This window comes from Methylosinus sp. DMC45 (assembly GCF_056313885.1).
In genome coordinates, this window is sequence record NZ_JBQUZK010000003.1 from 355,668 (window position 1) to 374,338 (window position 18,671).

Sequence of the window (18,671 nt, forward strand, 5' to 3'; positions counted from 1 at the left end):
TCACGCCGCCAGCGTCATGCCCGGCGCGAGCGGGCGGCCGCGCAGAAATTCCGCAATGGCCATGGGGGCCTTGCCGCTGCGCTGCGCCTCGATCAGCCGAATGGCGCCCTCGCCGCAGGCGATGAGGCCCTTGTCGTCGAGCGCCGCGCCGGGCGCGCCAGCGCCTGTCTCCAGCTTTGTGCGCAGCACTTTCACGCGCTCGACGCCATGGCCGAGATCGCTCTCGAAGAAGGCGCCGGGAAAGGGCGAGAGCCCGCGCACGAGATTGTGAATCTCCCGCGCCGGGCGCCGCCAGTCGATGCGGCTCTCGCTCTTGTCGATCTTCTGCGCGTAAGTCACGCCCTCCTCCGCCTGTGGCGTGAAGGAGAGGCCTCCTAAAGAGAGATCGCGCAGCGATTTGGCCATCAGCTCGGCGCCGGCGGCGGCGAGGGCGTCGTGCAATTCGCCCGTCGTCATATCCTCGCCTATGGCGACGCGCGCCGTCGCGGCGACGGGGCCGGTGTCGAGCCCGGCCTCCATCTTCATCACCATCACGCCGGTCTCGGCGTCTCCGGCCATCACCGCGCGCTGGATCGGCGCCGCGCCGCGCCAGCGCGGCAGCAGCGAGCCGTGCAGATTGAGGCAGCCGAAACGCGGCGCGTCCAGCGCCGCCTGCGGCAGAATGAGCCCATAGGCGGCGACCACCGCGACATCTGCCTCGAGATCGGCGAAGGCGCCGATGGTCTCGGCGTTCTTGAAGCTCTTGGGCGTGAAGACGGGGATGGAGAGCGTCTCGGCCAGTCGATGGACGGGCGAGAGCTTCAGCTCCATGCCGCGGCCGGCCGGGGCTGGCGCGCGCGTGTAGACGGCCGCGACCTCATGGCCGTCGGCGACGATTTTCTGGAGCAGAGGCGCGGCGAAATCGGGCGTGCCCATGAAGACGACGCGCATTTGGGCGTTACGCCTCGACCTTGTCGGCGACGGGAGCGGGCGGAGCGGCGCGCGCCGCGGCCTTGGCGAATTTCTTCACCACGCGCTCGCGCTTCAGCCGGGAGAGATGGTCGATGAACAGCCCGCCCTCGAGATGGTCGATCTCGTGCTGGAGCACGGTGGCGAGCAGTCCGTCGGCCTCGATCTCCTGCGTCGCGCCGGCGCGGTCGAGATAGCGCACGCGCACGCGCGCCGGGCGCTGCACATCCTCGAAATAATCGGGGACCGAGAGGCAGCCCTCCTGATAGACGAACAGCTCCTCGGAGACCCAGACGATCTCGGGATTGATGAAGAACATCGGATTCTTCGGCTCGTCGCCGCGCGTCGCGTCGGCGACCACGATGCGCTTGGGCACGGCGATCTGGATCGCCGCCAAGCCCACGCCGGGGGCCTCGTACATGGTCTCGAGCATATCGTCGAGAAGCTGCTGAAGCTCGCCATCGAAGGTCGCGACCGGCTCGGAGACGAGCCGCAGCCGCGGATCGGGCAGGGTGATGATGGGACGAATGGCCATTGCTGTCGCGCCTGAAGGTCTCGCGGTCGAGGGTTTCTCGCTCGAAATAGGGATGCGCCCCGTCTCCGTCAAATGGACGCCGGCGCGGCTTTGTCGCAGATTATATTCCGCTTCGCTCCGCAATGTAAGATATCGGAAGCCCCGGGACGATCATCGAGGTTTCGCGCATTCCCGCAGGCTCGCAGGGCTGTGCGCCCGCGCACTTTCGCGGGTCGCGAAAGCCGGATACGACTTGGCGCATTCCGCCGCTGACCGCGCGGCGGGAGGATCAAGGAGCCCCAAATGACCGCTCTCGTTCTTCTCGGCGTATTGGTTCTCGCCGGCCTCTGGCTCATCGGCTCCTATAACGGCCTGGTGACGCTGCGCCAGCGCTGCCGTCAGGCTTTCTCGGACATAGACGTGCAGCTGAAGCAGCGGCACGATCTCATCCCCAATCTGGTGGAGACGGTGAAGGGCTACGCCGCCCATGAGCGCGGCACGCTCGAGGAGGTCGTCGCGGCCCGCAACAAGGCGGTGGCGGCCAATGGCCCGCAGGCGCAGGCCGTCGCCGAGAGCGCGCTCAATGGCGTGCTCGGCCGGCTGTTCGCCTTGGCCGAGAATTACCCCGATCTGAAAGCCAATCAGAATTTCCAGCAGCTGCAGAGCGAGCTGTCCGACGTGGAGAACAAGATCGCGGCGTCGCGGCGTTTCTTCAACAACGCCGCGGCCGAATACAACGCCGCGCGCGAGAGCGTTCCGGCCGCTTTCTTCGCCGGCTCCTTCGGCTTTGTCCCGCAGGAGTTCTTCAATCTCGAGGAGGGCGAGCGCAAGGCCGTCCAGGAGACCCCCAAGGTGCAGTTCTAGGGCGCGTCTCCCCGCCCGGCGGTTCCGCCTCGCCGGGCGAGGGGCCTCGGGCCGCCGCCCGGAGCTTCGGCATATTGTCGTCGCAAACCTCTTGCTAACTGCCCCCGGCAATCCGATGATTCGGAACGAGAGGGGGAAAAATGGCGGATAAGCCTCCGAAGCGCGAACGTCCGGTCTTCACCGACAAGGAGGCCCTGCTCTACCATTCCCGCGGGCGGCCCGGCAAAATCGCCGTCGTGCCCACCAAGCCCATGGCGACGCAGCGCGATCTCTCGCTCGCCTATTCGCCGGGCGTCGCCGCGCCCGTGCTGGCCATCGCCGAGAACGCCTCCCTCGCCTATGACTATACCGTCAAGGGCAATATGGTCGCCGTCATCACCAATGGCACGGCGATCCTCGGCCTCGGCAATCTCGGCGCGCTGGCGGCCAAGCCTGTGATGGAAGGCAAGGCGACGCTGTTCAAGCGTTTCGCCGATATCGACTCCATCGACCTCGAGATCGACACGCAGGAGGTGGAGGCCTTCATCGCCGCCGTGCGCTATCTCGGCCCCTCCTTCGGCGGCATAAATCTCGAGGACATCAAAGCGCCGGAATGCTTCATCATCGAGGAGCGCCTGCGCGAATTGATGGACATTCCCGTCTTTCACGACGATCAGCACGGCACCGCGATCATCTCCAGCGCCGGCCTGTTGAACGCGCTGCATCTCACCGGCCGCGACATCAAGAACACGCGCCTCGTCTGCAATGGCGCGGGGGCCGCGGGCATCGCCTGTCTCGATCTCGCCAAGGCGATAGGATTCGCGCCGCAGAATGTCACGCTCTGCGACACCAAGGGCGTCGTCTATCGCGGCCGCTCCGAAGGCATGAATCAATGGAAGAGCGCGCATGCGGTGGACACTGACGCGCGCACGCTGGCCGAGGCGCTGGACGGCGCCGACATATTCTTCGGCCTCTCGGTGAAAGGCGCGCTGACGCCCGAGATGCTGAAGACGATGGCGCCCGATCCGATCATCTTCGCAATGGCCAATCCCGATCCCGAGATCACGCCGGAGGAGGCGCTGGCCGCGCGGCCGGACGCCATCGTCGCCACGGGACGCTCCGACTATCCGAACCAGATCAACAATGTTCTGGGCTTTCCCTATATCTTCCGCGGCGCGCTCGACGTGCGCGCCAAGACCATCAACATGGAGATGAAGATCGCCGCGGCGAAGGCGCTCGCCGAGCTGGCGCGCGAGGACGTGCCGGACGAGGTGGCCAACGCCTATCAGGGCGCGCGGCCGCGCTTCGGCCGCGACTATCTCATCCCCGCGCCATTCGATCCGCGCCTCATCTCCATCGTGTCGCCGGCCGTCGCCAAAGCGGCGATGGATTCGGGCGTCGCGCGCCATCCGATCGTCGATATGAACGCCTATCGCGCCGAGCTCTCCGCGCGGCGCGATCCGATCGCCGGGCTGATGCACACGATCTATGATCGCGTGCGGCGCGATCCCAAGCGCGTCGTCTTCGCCGAGGGCGAGGAGGAGCAGGTCATTCGCGCCGCGCTCTCTTTCGTCACGCAGGGATTGGGGCGCGCCATACTCGTCGGACGCGAGGATCGCGTCGCGCAGACCGCGCGCAACGCCGGCCTCGAGCTCGGCGATCACATAGAAGTGCACAACGCCAAGCTCTCCTCGCGCAATGGCGTCTATGCGCAATTTCTGTTCGAGCGCCTGCAGCGCAAGGGCTTTCTGTTCCGCGACTGTCAGCGTCTCATCAACACCGACCGCAATCATTTCGCCGCGGCCATGGTGGCGCAGGGCGACGCCGACGCCATGGTGACCGGCGTCACCCGCAATTTCTCCAATGCGCTCGAGGATGTGCGCCATGTCGTCGATCAGAAGCCCGGGCACAGGCTGATCGGCGCCTCGCTGGTGCTGGCGCATGGGCGCATCGTCGTCGTCGCCGACACGGCGATCACCGAAATGCCGGAGGCCGCCGATCTCGCCGACATAGCGATAGAGGCGGCGGGGGTGGCGCGGCGCATCGGCCTCGAGCCGCGCGTCGCCATGCTCGCCTTCTCCACTTTCGGCTATCCGCCGGGCGAGCGCACGGCCCGCATGCACGAGTCGGTTCGGGTGCTCGATTCCCGGCGGGTGGATTTCGAATATGAGGGCGAGATGGCGGCGGATGTCGCGCTCAGCCGTCAAGCCATGGCGGCCTATCCGTTCTCGCGTCTCAGCGACACCGCCAATGTTTTGGTCATGCCGGCCTTTCACTCCGCCTCCATCTCCACCAAAATGCTGCAGGAGCTGGGCGGGGCGACGGTGCTCGGTCCTTTGATCGTCGGGCTCGACAAGCCGATCCAAATCGTTCAATTGGGCGCGACCGACGCCGATATCGTCAATATGGCCGCTCTGGCCGCTTTCGGGGTCGGGGGTTAGGGCGGCGGCTCCCCGACCGGGCGCGGCGGCCGCGCCAAAAAGACGTTTTTGTCATGGCGACGAAATAATTGCGTTGCAGTGACAATCCTTTGGACCGAGCGAAAGACGAGAGACGATGAACATCACAATGATCGGATCGGGCTATGTCGGCCTCGTTTCCGGCGCCTGCTTCGCCGATTTCGGCCATGTCGTGACCTGCGTCGACAGCGACGCCTCCAAGATCGAGCGCCTGCTGCGCGGCGAGATTCCGATCTACGAGCCCGGCCTGGACGAGCTCGTCGCCAATAATGTGAAGCAGAACCGTCTGTTCTTCACCACCGATCTCACCCCGGCCGTGCGCGGCGCGGACGCCGTCTTCATCGCCGTCGGCACGCCGTCGCGCCGCGGCGACGGCCACGCCGACCTCTCCTATGTCTACGCCGCCGCCGAGACCATCGGCCGCGCGCTCGACAAATTCACCGTCATCGTCAACAAATCGACCGTCCCGGTCGGCACGGGCGACGAGGTCGAGCGCCTCATCCGCGAGGTCAATCCTAGGGCAGATTTCGCCGTCGTCTCCAATCCAGAGTTTCTGCGCGAGGGCGCGGCGATCGAGGATTTCAAGCGCCCGGACCGCGTCGTCATCGGCGTCGAGGACGAGCGCGCCCGCGAGGTGATGTCGGAAATCTACCGGCCGCTGAGCCTCAACCAGCCGCCGCTGGTCTTCGTAGGCCGCCGCACCTCCGAGCTCACCAAATATGCGGCCAACGCCTTTCTCGCGACCAAGATCACCTTCATCAACGAGATCGCCGATCTCTGCGAGCGCGTGGGCGCGGATGTGCAGGAGGTCGCGCGCGGCATCGGCCTCGACAACCGCATCGGCTCGAAGTTCCTGCACGCCGGGCCGGGCTATGGCGGCTCCTGCTTCCCCAAGGACACGCTCGCCCTGCTGAAGACGGGGCAGGACTACGCCGCGCCGCTGCGCATCGTCGAGACGGTGGTGGCGGTCAACGATTCCCGCAAGCGCGCCATGGCCCGCAAGGTGATCTCGGCGCTCGGCGGCTCGGTGCGCGGCAAGAAGATCGGCCTGCTCGGCCTCGCCTTCAAGCCCAACACCGACGATATGCGCGACGCGCCCTCGCTCGCCATAGTGGCCTCGCTCGCCGGCGACGGCGCCAAGGTCTACGCCTATGATCCCGAGAGCATGAGCCAGGCGAAGCCGCTGATGCCGGAAGTGACCTTCTGCGAGGATCCCTATCAGACGGCGGAAGGCGCGGATGCGCTGGTCATCGTCACCGAATGGGACGCGTTCCGCGCGCTCGATCTCGACCGCATCAAGACGCTGCTGAAGACGCCGGTGATCGTCGATCTGCGCAACATCTATCGCGCCGCCGATATTCGTAAGCGTGGCTTCGACTATACGAGCGTCGGCCGGGCGTGAGCGTGTTTTCGAGCGAAGTGGGAACCGTTTCGCGTGAAGAAAACACGGATCGAATGAAGAGATAGAAAGTCATTCCAGCTCGATCTGAGCCGGAATGACGTTAAAAAAACGCCGTCATTCCCGGCGGGCCAGAGGCCCGGCCGGGAATGCGGGGCCGCCGCGTGAAACGATCCGAAGCGCCGCTCAACCGCGCCCCTGCTGCGCGACGAGGCCGAGCGAGGTGAGCGCGGAGAGGCGCGGCGGCGATTCGCGCCGCAGTTCCAGCGCCGCGCTGCGCGCATTCTCGGCCGATTGGAACAGACGCCCCTCCAGCGGACGGAAGGACTGTTTCGCCGCATAGAAGCGATAGCCCTTGGCGTCGCGGGCGATCACGCCGACGGCTTCCTCGCCGAGCTCGATGATATAGGCGTCGGACATTTTAAGGCCTCCTTCTCGGCGGCGCGCGGCCCGTCACGACCACTTTGGGCGCGCGGCGCATCGCTTTGCGAGCCTGTAGGCTCTAGCGATTTGTTCGTTATGTCAAATAGAATGTTCTTTTAACAGAACCACGACGAGAGAACGAACGCATTGTCGGATCGTCCCACGGCGAAGAATTTCTGCTCTGAACCGCGCAGAGCCTCCGCCGTCACACGCCTGTCGTTTCCAATTGTTGAATATTCTCGCCTTTCAGTTGCGAGGAGCAAGTTATGACATCCGTTGCCTCGAGCGTCGATCTGCGCGAAAGCGCCGACTCTCACAGTCCGAAGCCGAAGCTCGATCACAAGCTCGACCTACGTGCGCTTCTCATCTTCCTCGCGGTCATCGCGCTCGGCCTCGCCTTCACGGCGTGGAGCATCTACAAGGATATTCTGGAGTCCGGCGCGCCGGTCACCAATTATCTGCCTTTCCTCCTGCTCGGCGTGGCGCTGCTCATCGCGCTCGGCTTCGAGTTCGTGAACGGCTTCCACGACACCGCCAACGCCGTGGCGACGGTCATCTACACCCATTCCATGCCGGCGCCGGTCGCCGTGGTGTGGTCGGGCTTCTTCAACTTCCTCGGCGTGCTGTTCTCCACGGGCGCGGTCGCTTTCGGCATCGTGTCGCTGCTGCCGGTGGAACTCATTCTGCAGGTGGGCTCGCAGGCCGGCTTCGCCATGGTGTTCGCGCTGCTCATCGCCGCGATCGTCTGGAACCTCGGAACCTGGTGGCTCGGCCTGCCGGCCTCCTCCTCGCACACGCTGATCGGCTCCATCATCGGCGTCGGCGTCGCCAACGCCCTCATGCGCGGCCGTGATGGAACGTCGGGCGTCGATTGGGGCAAGGCCACCGATATCGGCTATTCGCTGCTGCTGTCGCCGCTGTTCGGCTTCGGCGCCGCGGCGCTGCTGCTGCTGGTGATGAAATTCCTCGTCCGCAAGCCGGAGCTCTACACCGAGCCCAAGGGCCAGGCGGCGCCGCCCTTGTGGATTCGCGGCCTGCTGATCCTCACCTGCACGGGCGTCTCCTTCGCCCATGGCTCCAATGACGGCCAGAAGGGCATGGGCCTCATCATGCTGATCCTCATCGGCACGGTGCCCACCTCCTATGCGCTCAATCGCGCGCTTCCGGCGAGCCATCTGGCGAGCTTCACGCAGGCTTCGCAAGCGGCGTCGAAGGTCGTGGAGACGAAGGCCGCGGGCTATAACGTCCTCGGCGATCCGCGCCCGGCGGTGACGAATTACGTCGCCCAGCATCAGATCAACGAGGGGACCTATCCGTCGCTCGCCGTGCTGATCCGCGACATCTCGCATCAGATCGAGAGCTATGGCTCGATCTCGAAAATCCCCTTCGCCGCCGTCGGCAACACGCGAAACGACATTTATCTCGTCTCCGAGGCGCTGCGCTTCCTCGCCAAGGACAAGGCCGCGGAACTGAGCGACGCCGACAAGAAAGTGCTGAAGGACTATAAGGACCAGATCGATCAGGCGACGAAATTCATTCCGCTGTGGGTGAAGATCTCCGTCGCCATCGCGCTCGGCCTCGGCACGATGATCGGCTGGAAACGCATCGTCGTCACCGTCGGCGAGAAGATCGGCAAGCAGCATCTGACCTATGGCCAGGGCGCCTCGGCCGAGCTGGTCGCCGCCGGCACCATCGCCGCCGCCGACATGTATGGCCTGCCGGTCTCGACGACGCATGTGCTGTCCTCCGGCGTCGCCGGCACGATGGCCGCCAATGGCGCCGGCGTGCAGATGGCGACGATCCAGAAGCTGCTGATGGCCTGGGTGCTGACGCTCCCCGCCGCCATATTGCTGTCGGCTTCGCTCTACTTCGTGCTGCGTCAGGTGATGTGACGCGGCAAAAAAAGAGAGGGGCCTTCGGGGCCCCTCTCTCTTATTCCTGCTTATTCTTGTTCCTGCGTCCTGCTCTCAATCGCCCTTGCCGGCGAGGCGCGGCGTCAAGATCTTGCTCACGAGGCAATGCGTGCCGTCGGTCGGATCCTCGGTGCGGCGCGGGCGCTTGGCGGCGCATTCGGCCTTGTCGGCGGGATTCTTCACGCCATAGAAAGCGTTGATGATCGCCTGCTCCTGCTCGTGATCGAAAGCGTGCGTCTGGCCGAACATCACATATTGAAAGACCAGCGCCTGCGTCTTCGGAACGAAGGCGACGAAATCGGCGGCCTCTTTCAGCTTTCCGTCCGCGCAGCCGCGATAGGCCGCAGGGCGCTGATATTTGAACCCGGCCGGAGTCGACTTGCCGGAGAGCGCATAAGTGTAGCAGGCGCGCGGCTTCGACATTTGGCAATAATAATGGATGGTTATGTCCGACCAATCGGTCGGCGCGTAATTCGTCTTCAGGCAGTCGGCCGTATATTGATAGCCCTGATCCGTATGCTTGGGCTCGCCGGCGCGGCGGCTGCCATAGACATCCGCGCTCTGGTTCATCGCCGCGAGAATGGCCGCGCCGGGCAGCGACAGGCCGGCCGCCGGGGCGTTGGGCAGATAATTGCTGTAGGGCTGGGCCGGATTATTCTTGCCGGCGGCGAGCTTGTCGATCTCCTCCTGCGTCGGAACGGCGATCCAATCGGCGACCGGCTTCGTCGTCGAGACGCCGACGCCGAGCTTTTCCAGCGTCGCGGCGTCGAGCGCGCCGCTCTGCGGCAGGCCGGATTTCTGCTGGAAGGCGGAGATTGCGGCGGTCGTCTTGGCCCCGGCGACGCCATCCAGGACGCCCGGATCAAAGCCTTGCGCGGCGAGCTTCGACTGCGCGGCCTGCGCGACCGGATTATAGGGGCCGGCGAGGCTGGCCGAGCCGACAGATGAGGCCAGAATGATTCCGAGCGCCGCGAATGCGGCGCGCATGCCTATGCGCATACCAAACTCCCTTCGAGAAATTCTCACGTCGAAACAGGCGACGACCGGGATTCATATCACCGGCCGCAGAGCCGCCAAGGCGTTTTTCTTCCCCGCGCCGCATCCCCGCCTCGTTCAGGAGAGGAGATCGGCGCGCCTATATTGAATGGAGGGCGCGTCATTGGAGGCTTTATTGACCTCCGGGCCGATCTCGAAGAATTCGAGCGCATCCACCGGCGCGGGCGCCAGCAGGCGCCAGGCCGCCTCGGCCGCATATTCGTCGAGGCCGAGCCAGAGATCGAAATCCTTCGGCGTCAATATCGCTGGCATGCGATCGTGAATGGCGACCGTCGCGCCATTGGCGGAGACGGTGAGAATGCAGGCGGTGTCGATCTCGCTGCCGTCGCTGCCGATCCATGTCTCATAGAGGCCGGCGAGCGCCAGCGGCGTTCCATCGGCGTGCCGGAAGAGATAGGGCCGGCTCGCCCGCGCCCGGCCCTTGGCGCCGTCGCGGCGCCATTCGTAATAGGCGTCGGCGATGAAGAGGCAGCGCCGCCGCCTCATCGCGGCGCGAAAGCTGGGCTTGTCCGGCGCGCTCTCGGCGCGGGCGTTGAAGATGAGCGGGAAGCTCGCCGGATCCTTCACGAAGCCCGGCAGAAAGCCCCAGCGCACCAGCTGAAAGCGCCGCGCCTCGCCGCCGCGCGGATCGCGCTCCTGCCGCACGATGGGGACGGGCTGCGTCGGCGCGATATTGTAGCGCGGCGGAAAATTCGGCTGATCGACATAGCCGAAATAGTCGCGCGCCGCCTGCGGCGGCAGGGTGATGGCGTAGCGGCCGCACATGGCTTCCCTCGATGCTTCCCATTCTCGCTGCGCTGCGAAATGCCGGAAATCCCGCGCCTTCCCGGAATCGCAACGGGAAGGCGGAAAGAGATTCTTATCAATTGGAGCCCATTATGAACCCCAACATATCGGGATTTCCTATGACCGCTGACGCGCAATTCGCAACGCTCGATCAAGTCGACGGCAGTCGGGCGCCGAATCCTTTTTCATCGACCAAGCCGTTGATCAGCCCGGTGTCCGGTCTGGCCAACGACTATCTCAACCTGTTCAACGAGCTCGTCATGATGCTCGAGCAGCTGCCGCACATGCCGGAGCTGATCGAGGATCTGCTGGCTTGGCGGCCCGTGACCTACAAAGAGTATTTCGAGCGCTCGCAGCTTCCCGGCCGTCACTCGGCGCTCGCCGCCTATGACAGAGTGAGCCCGGATTTCAAGCGCCGCTTCGAGGCCTATGTGGCCGAGCTGGACACGATCGCCGTCGCCGCCGTCGCCTCCGTCCGCCTGCAATATCGTACCGGCTCGCCGCAGAATATCGACCGCCTCGCCGGCACATGCGCGCGCGCGGGCGAGAAGATGCGCGCCATTCTCTACAAGGCGTCGCGGCTGGTGAACTACGCCAGATTGTCCGACGACTGACCGAGCGGATCGCTGGCCGGGACGCCGGCGAAAAACGCCTCGAGCCGCGCGCGCGTCTCCCGCATCGTCAGAGCGGCCGCGAAGAGCGCCGCCTCCTCCTCTATCCTCGCGGCCACGGCCGCCGAGTCGCCCCGCAGCAGGCGCCGTGTCGCCGCCAGCGCCGCGCGCGGCTTGGCCGCCAGACGACGCGCCGCCTCCACCGCCATTTCCTCCACCTCGTCGAATCCGGCGACCGCATTGACGATGCCGAGGCGCAGCGCCTCGCTCGCCCCGAAGCTGTCGCAGAGCAGCAGGAACTCCGTCGCCTTGACGAGGCCGATGCGCTGCGGGACCAGCAGCGTCGAGGCCGCCTCCGGGATGACGCCGAGATCGACGAAAGGCATTTTGAAGCGCGCGCCATGCGAGGCGTAGACGAGATCGCAATGGAACAGCATGGTCACGCCGACGCCGATGGCGTCGCCCGCCACTGCGGCGACGATCGGCGTCTGCAACGCCGCCAGCGCGCGGACGAAGCGCAGAGCGGGGAAATCATGCGGATTGTCCAGCGGGCGGCGGAAATCCTCGAGGTCGTTGCCGGCGGTGAAATCGTCGCCGGCGCTCGACAGCACGATGGCGCGAATCTCCTCCTCGGCGTCGGCCTTGGCGAAAGCGGAGATCATCGCCTCATACATGGATTTGTCGAGCGCGTTGCGCTTGGCCGGCCGGTCGATGACGATCCGCAGCAGCGGGCCGTCCCGGCGGACGAGGATCTCACGATTCTGCTCGCGATTTTTCATGAGCGTCTTTCTCGTCTCTCGGCCCGGCTCAATCTCCGGCCGTCAGCAGCGCCTGCCCGGCGATGAGGGAGTCGCCGCCCTCGACGGTGGCGCGTTCCAGCCCCTCCGCCGCGACGGCGAGATTATCGGCGAAGAATCGCGCCGTGACGATTCTCTTCCGAGTTGCGGCGTCGCCGGCGCGATGCGAGGCGAGCGCCTCGGCCCCGAGCAGAGTGACGCCGCGCGCCAGCGCGAACAGCCGCAGATAGGGCGTCGCGCCGGCGAGCGCCTCGAAGCCGCGCGGATCGGATGTCGCGGAGAGAAAATCGGTCGCGCGCTCGAAAGCCTCGACAGCCGCCGTGGCGCGATGGGCGATATTGACGAAGATTGCGTCATTGCTCGCCGTCAGCGCGTCTATGTCGCCGCGCATGTCGTCGATCTCCCGCCACACGGCCGCGCCTTTGGAGAGGCGCAGCTTGCGGATGACGAGATCGATCGCCTGAATGCCGTTGGTTCCCTCATAGATGGGCGTGATGCGCGCGTCGCGCAGCAATTGCGCGGCGCCGGTCTCCTCTATGAAGCCCATGCCGCCATGGACCTGAACGCCGAGCGAGGCGACCTCGCAGCCGATGTCGGTGGAATAGGCCTTGGCGAGCGGCGTCAGCAGGCCGGCGCGCTCTTGCGCCGTCTGCGCCTCCTCGCCCTCCAGCAGGCGGGCGCGGTCCAGCGCGGCGGCGGTGAGATAGCAGATCGCCCGCGCCGCGGCGGTCTTCGCCTTCATCGTCATCAGCATGCGCGCGACGTCGGGATGCTCGACGATCGGCGCCGGATCGGATGAAGCGCCGCGGCCCTGGCGGCGTTCGCGCGCATAGGCCAGCGCGGTCTGCGTCGCCCGCTCGGCGAGGCCGACGCCCTGCAGCCCGACAGAGAGCCGCGCATTGTTCATCATGGTGAACATGCAGGCGAGGCCTTCATTCTCGCGGCCGACGAGAAAGGCGACCGCGCCGCCATTGTCGCCATAGGACATTGTGCAGGTCGGCGAGCCGTGTATGCCGAGCTTGTGCTCTATCCCGACGCAGCGCAGGTCGTTGCGCGCGCCGGGGCGCCCATCCGGCCCCGGCAGGAATTTGGGCGCCAGAAACAAGGAAATGCCGCGCGTGCCGGCAGGCGCGTCGGGCAGGCGCGCCAGCACGAGATGAACGATATTCTCGGCGAGGTCGTGCTCGCCATAGGTGATGAAAATCTTCTGGCCGAACAGGCGGTAGGAGCCGTCCTCGGCGCGCTCGGCGCGCGTGCGCAAATGGGCGAGATCGGAGCCGGCCTGCGGCTCGGTGAGGTTCATCGTCGCCGTCCATTCGCCGGAGATCATCTTCGGCAGATAGGCGGATTTCAGCGCCTCGCTCGCATGGATCTCCATCGCCTCTATCGCGCCCTGGCCCAGCAGCGGGCAGAGCGCGAAGGAGATGTTGGCGGCGTTCCAAATCTCCGTGCAGGCGGCGCCGAGCAGCAGCGGCAGGCCCATGCCGCCATGGCCGGGCGGCGCGGAAAGCGCGTTCCAGCCGCCCTCCACCCACAACGCATAGGCCTCGCGCCAGCCGGGCGCGGTCGTCACCTTTTCGCCCGTGAGCGTCACCCCGTCGCGGTCGCCGACGCGATCGAGCGGCAGCAGCGCCGTCTCGGCGAATTTGGCGGCCTCCTCCAGCGTCGCGGCGGCGGTGGCCGCATCGAGCTCGCCATAGAGCCCGCCCGGACCGAAGGCCGCCTCGCCCGCCGCCCGCCGCATGGCGAAGAGCAGTTCGTCGAGAGGCGCGCGGTAGGACATGGACAGGCTCCGGGAGAGAATCGCTTTCTCATTCTAGCGCCGCCGCAGGGCTATTCCACCATTCGCGCCGGGGAAGCCGCGCTCGCGGCGACGCCGCCTCCGTGATAGAATGGCGACCGGCGGCGAGGAGAAATCGTCATGCCTCATTTTCGCATTCTGGCCGGCGTCGTAGCGGCGCTGATCGCGACGAGCGCTCGCGCCGAGGCGCCCGTGCAAGATGGTTATCACATTCCCTCTGTCGTCGGCCCCGGCGGCGAGAAGCGGTCCGTGATGGACACGCCCGGCGGCGTGACCGTGATATCGCGAAAATTCATGGACGATATTCAGGCGCGGTCGATTTATGACGCGTTGCGCTATGCGCCGGGCGTGCAGGTCATGGGCCGCTGACGCGACGCGCCGTCGGCGCCTGTGTCGGCAATTACGTAAAATTGCGCATGTCTTTCGCCGCCGGCGTTAAGCTCCCGCTCGTAGAACCTTCGGCGAAGCGAGAAACAAAGGAGCTTGGTCGTGTCGCTCACACTTTCCGATCTGTCGCTCTACAGCCGCTCGGCCTATGGGGCGTCATATCAGCCGCCGACGGCGGCGCCCGCGAGCGAGACGCAGCGCGCGCAATCCGCGCAATCGGCGTCGACTCCCGCGGGCGGCGACTCCGCCGAGGCCGACGGCGGGCATGATCCCTATGCGCAGATCGACTCGCTGCTCGCCGGCCTGCGCGCTCTCACGGTCGGCGGCGCCAAGCTCGACAGCGGCTCGACGACCTCGCAAGCCAATGCGGCCTATGCCGCCTATGCGATGGGTTGACCCGGCGGCTCAACGGCCGCCCGCTTTCGCCTTCAGCTCGTAGAGCGCGGCCAGCGCCTCGCGCGGCGTCAGCGCATCGGGATCGATCGCTCCCAGCGCCTCGCGCAATTCGTCCTTCGCCGGCGCGCTCGTCGCGACATGGGCGAAGAGCGGCAGATCGTCGATGAGCTTCGTCACCGGCGCGCGCCGATCGGCGGCCTCGAGCTCGGCGAGAATCGCATGCGCCCGCGCCACCACGCTCGCGGGCAGGCCGGCCAGCTCGGCCACATGCACGCCATAGGAGCGATCGGCGGCGCCTTTCGCGACCTCGTGCAGAAACACCACCTCGCCGGCGTGATCCTTCACCTTCATGGTGAGATTGACGAGCCGTCCCATGCGCTTCGTCAATTGCGTCAGCTCATGGAAATGCGTTGCGAACAGCGCGCGCGCGCGATTGACCTCGTGCAGATGCTCGATCGTCGCCCAGGCGATGGAGAGGCCGTCGAATGTCGCCGTGCCGCGACCGATCTCGTCGAGAATGACCAGCGAGCGCGGACCGGCGCAATTCAAAATGGCCGCCGTCTCCACCATCTCGACCATGAAGGTGGAGCGCCCGCGCGCGAGATCATCCGCCGCGCCGACGCGCGAGAAGAGGCGATCGACAGCCCCGAGCCGCGCGCTCTTGGCGGGAACGAAGGAGCCCGCCTGCGCGAGAATTGCGATGAGCGCGTTTTGGCGCAGATAGGTGGATTTGCCGGCCATGTTCGGCCCGGTGACGACGGCGATCTTGCCCGCGCGCGCGTCGCCGAGATCGCAATCATTGGCGGCGAAGATTTTTCCCTGCGCCTCCAGCGAGGCTTCGACGACGGGATGACGTCCGCCGACAATCTCGAAATCGAGCGAGCTGTCGACATGCGGGCGCGTCCAATCGCGCTTCACCGCCAGCTCGCCGAGCGCCGCGAAAACGTCGAGCGCGGCGAAGCCTTGCGCGAGACGTTGCAGCTCCTGCGCGCGCGCGAGCACGGCGTCCGCCAATTCTTCGAGCAGCGCCAGCTCGCGCTCCTGCGCGCGATCGGCCGCGGAGGCGATCTTCGCCTCCAGCTCGGCCAGCTCGCGCGTCGAGAAGCGCATGGCGTCCTGCATCGTCTGGCGATGGGTGAACACAGCGTCGAAAGGCGGACGCAGCAGTCTCTCGCCCTGCGCCTGCGGAACCTCGATGAAGAAGCCGAGAAAGTTGTTGTGCTTGATCTTGAGCTGCCTGGTCTCGGCCAGCTCGACATAGCGCTGCTGCAGCGAGGCGATGACGCGGCGGCTCTCGTCGCGCAATGCGCGCGCTTCGTCCAGCTCGGCGTCGAAGCCTTGCGCGATGAAATTTCCCGCGCGCTTGTCGAGCGGCGGATCGTCGGCGAGGCGCGTCGCAATGGCGCGCTCCAATTCATTGTCGCAAGCAGCTAACGTCGCGATCTCCTGCGCGACCAGCGGCGCGGCCTCCTGCGCGGAAAAGAGCGTGACGATCTCGCGCGCGGCGGCGAGCGCTGCGCGAATATTGCCGAGATCGCGCGGGCCGCCGCGCTGCAACGACAATCGCGAGAGCGCCCGCGCCACATCCGGCGCGCGGGCGAGCGTGGCGCGCAAGCGCGCGCGCAACTCCGGCGCGGTGACGAAGAAGGAAACGGCGTCGAGCCGCTGCGCGATCAATTCCGGCTCTGTGGAGGGCGCGGCGATGTGCTCGGCGAGCAGACGCGCGCCGGCGGGCGTCGCGGTCATGTCGATCGTCGCCAGCAATGAGCCGTCGCGCTCGCCCTTCAGCGTGCGCGTCAGCTCGAGATTGACGCGCGTCGCCGCGTCTATCTCCAGAGTGGCGCTGCGGCGCAGGCTCGAGGGTCGGCGCAGGGCGGGGCGCTTTCCCTTTTGCGTGCGCTCGACATAGAGGATGGCCGCGGCCGCCGCCGCGATCTCCGCCTCGCCCAGCGCGCCGAAGCCCTCGAGCGTCGCGACGCCGAAGAAATCGAGCAATCGCCGCGCGGCGCTCTCGCCGCCGACATCGCGTCCGAGCGCGGTCAGCGGCGCGTCGAGATGCGCGAGCTGTGCGGTGAGACGCGCATCGGCGCAGATCGCTTCCGCCGCGACGATCTCGCGTGGCTCCAGCCGCGCCAATTCGCCGGCCAGCTCCGCCTCGCCGACCTCCGCGACATCGAAGGCGCCGGTGGAAATATCGACGCAGGCGAGGCCGTAGCGCCATTGACCGTCCGCCGCGCGCAGCCGCGAAAGCGCTGCGAAGGCGTTGGGGCGCGCGGGATCGAGCAACTGCTCCTCGGTGATGGTGCCGGGCGTGACCAGCCGCACGACGTCGCGTCTGACGACGGATTTATTGCCGCGCTTGCGCGCTTCGGCGGGGTCCTCCATCTGCTCGCAGACGGCGACGCGATGGCCGAGCGCGATGAGCTTTTGCAGATAATCGTCGGCGCGCTCCACCGGCACGCCGCACATCGGAATATCGGCGCCCTGATGCTTGCCGCGCTTCGTCAGCATGATGCCGAGCGCGCGCGAGGCGGTCTCGGCGTCCTCGAAGAACAGCTCGTAGAAATCGCCCATGCGATAGAAGAGCAGGCAATCGGGATTGGCCGATTTGATCTCTATATATTGCGCCATCATCGGCGTCGGCCGGGCGGCCTTGTCGTCGGATCGCGGTTTCTCGTCCATGAGACGCTTCGTGCTCTTCCTCGGTTCGAGGCGCACTAAGACACAAAGCGCATCGAGTTCAAAGGGAGGCGGTCGGCCCCCTCCCCGACCCTCCCCCGCTTTGCGGGAGAGGGAGCGGATTCGGCGCTTGATCGAGGCTTCGCGAAACCTCGCTGCCTCCCTCTCCCGCATAGCGGGGGAGGGTGAGGGAGGGGGCATGGCGGCTCGCGAAGATCGGAATGTGCGATTCGTCACTTGGCGGGGCTCGCCGGGGCGGCGAGAATAGCGCCATGTTTCACGCTTATGGCCTCTACACCCATATTCAGGCGAACCGGCTGCGCTCGCTGCTGCTGCTCGCGGGATTCGTCGTGCTGCTGCTGGCGCTGCTGTTCGCCGTGGCGCTTCTCTTCGAGGCGTCGCAGGATGGAACGCTGCCGCAGATCATGGCGCGCGCGTTGCGCGATCTCGAGCATGGCTGGCCCATCGCTTTTGTCGCCGCAGGGCTCTGGTTCGCCATCGCCTACGCTTTCCATCAAAGGCTGATCGACGCCGCCACCGGCGCCGCCGACGTCTCGCGCGAGGACGCGCCGCGGCTCTATAATCTGCTCGAGAATCTCTGCATCTCGCGCGGCATTCCCATGCCGGCGCTGAAAATCATCGAGGATGGGGCGCTCAACGCCTACGCCTCCGGCGTCAGAGAGGGGCATTACGCCGTCACCGTCACGCGCGGCCTGCTGGAGACGTTGGACGACGCCGAGATCGAGGCGGTGATCGGCCATGAGCTGACGCATATTCGCAATCGCGACGTGCAGCTGATGGTGGTCGCGGCGATTTTCGCGGGAATTTTCGCCTTCGTGGGCGATCTTCTCTTTCGCAATTGGGGCTTTCGCTTCTCGCCCAAGCGCACGGCCGAGGAGGGGCGCGACCGCGGCGGGGCGAGCGGCGCCGGCCTCGCCATCATCATCGCGCTCGCCATCATCGCGCTGAGCTGGGGGCTGTCGGTGCTGATCCGCTTCGCCATCTCGCGCTCGCGCGAGTTTCTCGCCGACGCCGGCTCGGTGGAGCTCACCAAAAATCCCGATGCGATGATCTCGGCGCTGCGCAAGATCGAGTCGAACGCGATCATTCCCGATATGCCCTCGCGCATGGGCGCCTTCTTCATCGAGAGCCCGACGCGCAAGGCGCGCGCGCTGTTCTCGACGCATCCATCCGTCGATGATCGCGTCGCCGCTCTGGTGCGCTACGCCGGCGGGCGCGACATGCCGAAGCTGGAGCCGCCGCCGCCGATCGAGGATCACGGCCCCTGGGAGGCGCAGCCGGCGCCCGTCCCCGGCGCGCCCGGCTTTCTGCCCCCCGACGGCCGCAGCCCGCTCGATCCGCCGGCGCCGCATGGGCCGTGGGGGTGAGAGCGAGAGCCGCTCTTTCGTGTTCGCAAATCCGCTTCCGACGGACAGAGCGCTCTATGATCGAAGAGGCGTTTCCACCTCCCCCTTCAGGGGGGAGGTCGAGCGCCGAAGGCGATCGGGAGGGGGTGTTTCCGCCGAGTCTTCTTCGTGGAACCCCACCCCGGACCGCTTCGCGGTCCGACCCTCCCCCTAAAGCAGGGGCATCGCAGATGAGTATAGGGGCATTGCGCGGGAGGTAGAGAAGGATTCATTCAGGAGGCTTCTCGATTCG

16 protein-coding genes are annotated in these 18,671 nt (G+C 66.3%); 8 read left to right on the forward strand and 8 right to left on the reverse strand.

All coding sequences use genetic code 11. The features are described 5' to 3' along the window. Together fmt and def are read right to left on the reverse strand one after the other, a co-directional pair. Window positions 1-930 carry a methionyl-tRNA formyltransferase gene (gene fmt / locus ACT53T_RS01825; RefSeq protein ID WP_476159694.1) on the reverse strand — a complete coding sequence of 310 codons (930 nt, stop codon included), beginning with the start codon at window positions 928-930 and terminating at the stop codon, window positions 1-3. Between the two features lie 7 nt (window positions 931-937). After that, window positions 938-1,483, reverse strand: coding sequence for a peptide deformylase (def, locus tag ACT53T_RS01830; protein WP_476159695.1), 546 nt, complete (start codon window positions 1,481-1,483; stop codon window positions 938-940). A gap of 282 nt (window positions 1,484-1,765) precedes the next feature. Between def and ACT53T_RS01835 the strand changes: the two genes are divergently transcribed. The 3 genes from ACT53T_RS01835 to ACT53T_RS01845 all read left to right on the forward strand — a co-directional run bounded on the left by ACT53T_RS01835 (window position 1,766) and on the right by ACT53T_RS01845 (window position 6,166). Further along, window positions 1,766-2,326 carry a LemA family protein gene (locus ACT53T_RS01835; protein ID WP_400770143.1) on the forward strand — a complete coding sequence of 187 codons (561 nt, stop codon included), beginning with the start codon at window positions 1,766-1,768 and terminating at the stop codon, window positions 2,324-2,326. Between the two features lie 140 nt (window positions 2,327-2,466). Further along, window positions 2,467-4,746: an NADP-dependent malic enzyme gene (locus ACT53T_RS01840; protein WP_400770142.1), complete on the forward strand. Its 2,280-nt coding sequence runs from the start codon at window positions 2,467-2,469 to the stop codon at window positions 4,744-4,746. A gap of 115 nt (window positions 4,747-4,861) precedes the next feature. Further along, complete coding sequence (locus tag ACT53T_RS01845; RefSeq protein ID WP_476159697.1) at window positions 4,862-6,166, forward strand: UDP-glucose dehydrogenase family protein; 1,305 nt, start codon at window positions 4,862-4,864, stop codon at window positions 6,164-6,166. Between the two features lie 183 nt (window positions 6,167-6,349). On the opposite strand, the gene ACT53T_RS01850 is transcribed toward ACT53T_RS01845, so the two are convergent. Beyond that, entirely contained in the window at window positions 6,350-6,583 is a 234-nt protein-coding gene (locus ACT53T_RS01850; RefSeq protein WP_018267220.1) for a hypothetical protein, read from the reverse strand. A gap of 269 nt (window positions 6,584-6,852) precedes the next feature. Here ACT53T_RS01850 and ACT53T_RS01855 point away from each other — a divergent pair, with 269 nt between their 5' ends. Then, a complete protein-coding gene (locus ACT53T_RS01855) occupies window positions 6,853-8,478 on the forward strand; it encodes an inorganic phosphate transporter (RefSeq protein WP_476159699.1) in 1,626 nt (541 codons plus the stop codon). Window positions 8,479-8,553: 75 nt separating this feature from the next. On the opposite strand, the gene ACT53T_RS01860 is transcribed toward ACT53T_RS01855, so the two are convergent. Further along, window positions 8,554-9,498: a peptidoglycan-binding domain-containing protein gene (locus ACT53T_RS01860; protein WP_476159701.1), complete on the reverse strand. Its 945-nt coding sequence runs from the start codon at window positions 9,496-9,498 to the stop codon at window positions 8,554-8,556. Window positions 9,499-9,612: 114 nt separating this feature from the next. Further along, a complete protein-coding gene (locus tag ACT53T_RS01865; protein ID WP_476159702.1) occupies window positions 9,613-10,320 on the reverse strand; it encodes an SOS response-associated peptidase in 708 nt (235 codons plus the stop codon). Between the two features lie 140 nt (window positions 10,321-10,460). Here ACT53T_RS01865 and ACT53T_RS01870 point away from each other — a divergent pair, with 140 nt between their 5' ends. After that, on the forward strand, window positions 10,461-10,955 hold the full coding sequence (locus tag ACT53T_RS01870; RefSeq protein ID WP_018267216.1) for a hypothetical protein: 495 nt from the start codon (window positions 10,461-10,463) through the stop codon (window positions 10,953-10,955). Here the strand turns inward: ACT53T_RS01870 and ACT53T_RS01875 are convergent. Together ACT53T_RS01875 and ACT53T_RS01880 are read right to left on the reverse strand one after the other, a co-directional pair. Continuing rightward, complete coding sequence (locus ACT53T_RS01875) at window positions 10,931-11,731, reverse strand: enoyl-CoA hydratase-related protein (RefSeq protein WP_476159703.1); 801 nt, start codon at window positions 11,729-11,731, stop codon at window positions 10,931-10,933. The genes ACT53T_RS01870 and ACT53T_RS01875 overlap by 25 nt on opposite strands. A gap of 28 nt (window positions 11,732-11,759) precedes the next feature. Further along, a complete protein-coding gene (locus ACT53T_RS01880; protein WP_476159705.1) occupies window positions 11,760-13,532 on the reverse strand; it encodes an acyl-CoA dehydrogenase in 1,773 nt (590 codons plus the stop codon). 138 nt (window positions 13,533-13,670) lie between these two features. On the opposite strand from ACT53T_RS01880, the gene ACT53T_RS01885 reads away from it, so the two are divergent. Both ACT53T_RS01885 and ACT53T_RS01890 read left to right on the forward strand, forming a co-directional pair. Continuing rightward, window positions 13,671-13,919 (forward strand): TonB-dependent receptor plug domain-containing protein, encoded by a 249-nt coding sequence (locus ACT53T_RS01885; RefSeq protein ID WP_476159706.1) that lies wholly within the window; start codon window positions 13,671-13,673, stop codon window positions 13,917-13,919. Window positions 13,920-14,039: 120 nt separating this feature from the next. After that, window positions 14,040-14,333, forward strand: coding sequence for a hypothetical protein (locus tag ACT53T_RS01890; protein ID WP_476159707.1), 294 nt, complete (start codon window positions 14,040-14,042; stop codon window positions 14,331-14,333). Window positions 14,334-14,342: 9 nt separating this feature from the next. Here the strand turns inward: ACT53T_RS01890 and mutS are convergent, their stop codons facing one another. Further along, a complete protein-coding gene (gene mutS / locus ACT53T_RS01895; RefSeq protein ID WP_476159708.1) occupies window positions 14,343-17,015 on the reverse strand; it encodes a DNA mismatch repair protein MutS in 2,673 nt (890 codons plus the stop codon). A gap of 269 nt (window positions 17,016-17,284) precedes the next feature. Here mutS and ACT53T_RS01900 point away from each other — a divergent pair, with 269 nt between their 5' ends. After that, the gene (locus ACT53T_RS01900) at window positions 17,285-18,400 is read left to right on the forward strand and encodes a M48 family metallopeptidase (protein ID WP_476159710.1); all 1,116 of its coding nucleotides are present in this window, start codon (window positions 17,285-17,287) and stop codon (window positions 18,398-18,400) included. The last annotated feature ends 271 nt before the right edge of the window (window positions 18,401-18,671 follow it).